General features: G+C 75.7%; 5 protein-coding genes. All 5 read left to right on the top strand.

Annotated elements, in window-relative coordinates:
* Positions 1 to 381 (top strand): NTP transferase domain-containing protein (locus tag CKO13_RS11115; protein ID WP_200260969.1); only part of this gene is annotated, 381 nt, incomplete at its 5' end.
* 3 nt (positions 382 to 384) lie between these two features.
* Complete coding sequence (locus CKO13_RS11110; protein WP_200260966.1) at positions 385 to 858, top strand: putative ATP-dependent zinc protease; 474 nt, start codon at positions 385 to 387, stop codon at positions 856 to 858.
* Positions 855 to 1,763, top strand: coding sequence for a 30S ribosomal protein S6--L-glutamate ligase (rimK, locus tag CKO13_RS11105; protein WP_200260963.1), 909 nt, complete (start codon positions 855 to 857; stop codon positions 1,761 to 1,763). The genes CKO13_RS11110 and rimK overlap by 4 nt, the downstream gene beginning before the upstream one ends.
* Complete coding sequence (locus CKO13_RS11100) at positions 1,763 to 2,776, top strand: succinylglutamate desuccinylase/aspartoacylase family protein (protein WP_200260960.1); 1,014 nt, start codon at positions 1,763 to 1,765, stop codon at positions 2,774 to 2,776. Before rimK ends, CKO13_RS11100 begins: the two co-directional genes overlap by 1 nt.
* A gap of 37 nt (positions 2,777 to 2,813) precedes the next feature.
* Entirely contained in the window at positions 2,814 to 4,052 is a 1,239-nt protein-coding gene (gene moeA, locus CKO13_RS11095; RefSeq protein WP_200260957.1) for a molybdopterin molybdotransferase MoeA, read from the top strand.
* The last annotated feature ends 6 nt before the right edge of the window (positions 4,053 to 4,058 follow it).

The raw sequence follows: 4,058 nt of genomic DNA, 5'->3' as shown, positions 1-4,058 counted from the left end.
CCCGGCTACGCTGGCCCGCTGGCCGGCCTGGCGACGGCGCTGGCGCGGGCGCAGACGCCGTGGGTGCTGGCCGCGCCCTGCGATGTGCCGTACCTGCCGCTGCAGGCGCGCCAGCGCCTGCAGCGGGCGTGCCGGGCGCAAGGGGCCGAGGCGGCGGTAGCCCGGGCCGGGGGGCGCCGCCAGCCGGCCGTCGCCCTGGTGGCGCGGCGCCTGTGCCCGGAGCTGGCCGCCTACCTGGCCTCGGGGGGCCGGTGCCTCGGCGACTGGCTGGACCGGCTAGCCTTGGCGGAGGCGGACCTCGAGGACGTCGCCGCCCAGCTGGCCAACGTCAACACGCCCGCCGAGCTCGCCGCGCTGGCGCTCGGCGGCGAGGGAGGGTAGGGAGTGGCGGAGTGCCCCATAATCGGCTGGCGGGAGTGGGTGGCCCTGCCGGAGCTCGGCATCGAGCGGCTCAAGGCCAAGGTCGACACCGGGGCGAAGACCTCGGCGCTCCACGCCTTCTCGGTGATACCATTCGAGCGGGACGGCCGGCGCTGGGTGCGCTTCGGCCTCCATCCGCGCCAGCGCAGCACGCGCACTAGACTCTGGTGTGAGGCGCCGGTGGCCGATCGCCGGGCGGTGACCGACTCCGGCGGCCACCGCGAGCAGCGCTGGGTCATCGAGACCCTCCTCCGGCTCGGCGACCACGCCTGGCGGGCGGAGCTGACCCTGACCGCGCGGGATACCATGCGCTTCCGCATGCTCCTCGGCCGCACCGCGCTGGCCGGGCGCTTTATCGTCGACCCCCAGGCCTCCTACCGCATGGGCCGGCACCGCGGCGCCGCCCCGGGGCGGGGCCGGCAAACGGAGTACTCATGAAGCTCGCCGTGCTCTCGCGCAACCCGCGGCTCTACTCGACGCGCCGGCTGGTGGAGGCGGCCACCCAGCGCGAGCACCAGGTCCGCGTCATCGACCCGCTGCGCTGCTACATGAGCATCGCCACGAGCAACCCCGAGATCCACTACAAGGGGCAGCGGCTCGAGGGCTTCGACGCCGTCATCCCGCGCATCGGGGCGTCGATCACCTTCTACGGAACGGCGGTGCTGCGCCAGTTCGAGATGCTCGGCACCTATCCGCTCAACGAGTCCCAGGGGATCAGCCGCTCGCGGGATAAGCTGCGCTCCATGCAGCTGCTCTCCCGCGAGGGGGTGGGGATGCCCGCCACCGGCTTCGCCCACTCGCCGGACGACACCGACGACCTGCTCCAGCTCGTCGGCGGCGCGCCGGTGGTCATCAAGCTCCTCGAGGGCACCCAGGGGATCGGCGTGGTCCTCGCCGAGACGCGCAAGGCCTCCTCGAGCGTGATCCAGGCCCTGCGCGGGCTCAAGGCGCACTTCCTGGTCCAGGAGTTCGTCGAGGAGGCCGGCGGGGCCGATGTCCGCTGCCTGATCATCGGCGGCAAGGTGGTCGCCGCCATGAAGCGCCAGGGCCGCGAGGGGGAGTTCCGCTCCAACCTCCACCGCGGCGGCAGCGCCGAGCTGGTGCGCATCACCCCGGCGGAGCGGGCGACGGCGACCAAGGCGGCCAAGGTCCTCGGCCTCAACGTCTGCGGGGTGGACATCCTGCGCTCGAACAGCGGCCCGGTGGTCATGGAGGTCAACTCCTCGCCCGGGCTCGAGGGGATCGAGCGGGCGAGCGGCAAGGACGTGGCGGGGCGGATCATCGAGTTCATCGAGCGCCACCGCAAGCCGGGCAAGACCGGGACCCGGGGGCGGCGGGGCTGATGGCGCGCCGGCGGGCGCCGATCTCCATCGATGGCGAGACGGTCCAGCCCGGCGAGCGGCGCACCGTGCAGCTCGACGTGGCGCAGCTCTACACCCACACGCCGGTGGGCATGCCGGTGCACGTCGCCCACGGCCGCCGCGACGGGCCGGTGCTGTGCCTGAGCGCGGCGGTCCACGGCGACGAGATCAACGGCATCGAGATCATCCGCCGGGTGCTAGCCCTGCCGCAGCTGCGCCGGCTGCGCGGCACCCTGCTGGCGGTGCCCATCGTCAACGTCTTCGGCGTCCTCGCCCAGACCCGCTACCTGCCCGACCGGCGCGACCTCAACCGCAGCTTCCCGGGCAGCCCCACCGGCTCGCTGGCCGCGCGGCTGGCCAACCTCTTCGTCCGCCAGGTCCTGGAGCGCGCCTCCTACGCCATCGACCTGCACACCGGCGCCGCCCACCGCACGAACCTGCCGCAGATCCGCGCCAACCTCGACGACCCCGAGGCCCTGCGCCTGGCGCGCGCCTTCGCCGCCCCGGTGATCATCAACGCCGACCTGCGCGACGGCTCGCTGCGCCACGCCGCCGACGAGCGCGGCATCCCGGTGCTGCTCTACGAGGCCGGCGAGGCGCTGCGCTTCGACGAGGACAGCATCCGGCTCGGCGTGCGCGGGATCGTCGGCGCCATGCGCGAGCTCGGCATGCTCCCGCGGGTCAAGCGCAAGCCGCCGCGCCGGCCGGTGCAGGTGGAGACGACGCGCTGGGTGCGCGCCGAGAGCAGCGGCATCCTGCGCACCACCGTCCAGCTCGGCCACCGCGTCTGCGCCGGCGAGCAGCTCGGCCACATCGCCGACCCCTTCGGCGAGGGCGAGACCGAGGTGGCGGCGGACTTCGACGGCATCGTCATCGGCCGCACCAACCTGCCCCTGATCCACGAGGGCGACGCCCTCTTCCACGTCGCCCGGGTGCGGCACCTGGGACGGGCCCTGGAGGTGGTGGAGCAGCTCAGCGAGCCGCCCGGCGGCTAGCCGGCGGCTCGGGCAGGAGACGTCAACAGGAGGTGCTATGACGGACGGCAAGGGAGCGAGCGACCTGCCGGTGGCAGCGGCCCGGCAGCGGCTGCGCGAGGCCGTGGCGCCGGTGGCCGGCACCGACCGGGTGGCGGTGGGCGCCGCCCTCGGGCGGGTGCTGGCCGAGCCGCTGATCGCCGATCTCGACGTGCCCGGCCACGACAACGCCGCCATGGACGGCTACGCCGTGCGCGGGGCCGACCTCGCCGCCGCGGGCGAGGCGCGCCTGCGCCGCGTGGCGACGGTGGAGGCCGGCGAGGCGCCGGGACGGGCCCTCGGCGCCGGCGAGTGCGCCCGCATCATGACCGGCGCGCCGCTGCCGCCGGGGGCGGATACCGTGGTGATGCAGGAGCGCGTGGCCGTCGACGGCGAGGCGGTGCGCATCCCGGCCGGCGAGGCCCCGGGGGCCAACGTCCGCCCCGCCGGGGGCGATATCGCCGCCGGCGCCACGGTGCTTGAGGCCGGCACGCGCCTCGGGCCGGCGGAGCTCGGGGTGATCGGCTCCCTGGGGCGGGTCGAGGTGCCGGTGCGCCGCCGGCTGCGGGTAGCCTTCCTCGCCACCGGCGACGAGCTGCGCGGCGCCGGCGAGCCCCTGGGGCCGGGGCAGATCTACGACAGCAACCGCTACACCCTCCACGCGGCGCTGGCCCGCCTCGGCGTCGAGGCCCGCGACCTGGGCCGCATCCCCGACGAGCCCGAGGCGCTCGCGGCGGCGCTGCGCGAGGCGGCCGGCGACTGCGATGCGCTGATCAGCTCCGGCGGCGTCTCCGTCGGCGACGCCGACCACGTCAAGCCGGTCCTCGAGCGCGAGGGGCAGATCGACTTCTGGCGCGTGGCGCTGCGCCCGGGCCGGCCGCTGGCCTTCGGGCGCATCGGCGGCGCGGCCTTCTTCGGCCTGCCGGGCAACCCCGTCTCCACGGCGGCGACCTACTACCAGCTCGTCCAGCCGGCGCTGCGGCGGATGATGGGGGCGAGCGGCGACGGCCTGCCGCCGCTGCTCGAGGCGCGGGCCGCCGAGCCGCTGGCCAAGCGGCCGGGGCGGACCGAGTACCAGCGCGGCGTCGTCGGCCCCGGCGCCGACGGCCGCCCGGAGGTGCGCCCCACGGGGACGCAGAGCTCCGGGGTGCTCACCTCCATGGCCCGGGCGAACTGCCTCGTCGTCCTCGAGGCGGAGCGGGGCGAGGTGGCGCCGGGCGAGACGGTGGCGGTCCAGCCCCTGGAGGGGGTCCTCTAGGCAGGC

The sequence above is a fragment of the Halorhodospira neutriphila genome, from assembly GCF_016584055.1.
GTDB classification, from domain to species: Bacteria; Pseudomonadota; Gammaproteobacteria; order Nitrococcales; family Halorhodospiraceae; genus Halorhodospira; species Halorhodospira neutriphila.
The sequence above is the reverse complement of the archived record's forward strand: the minus strand, read 5'-3'. Positions and strand labels throughout refer to the sequence as shown.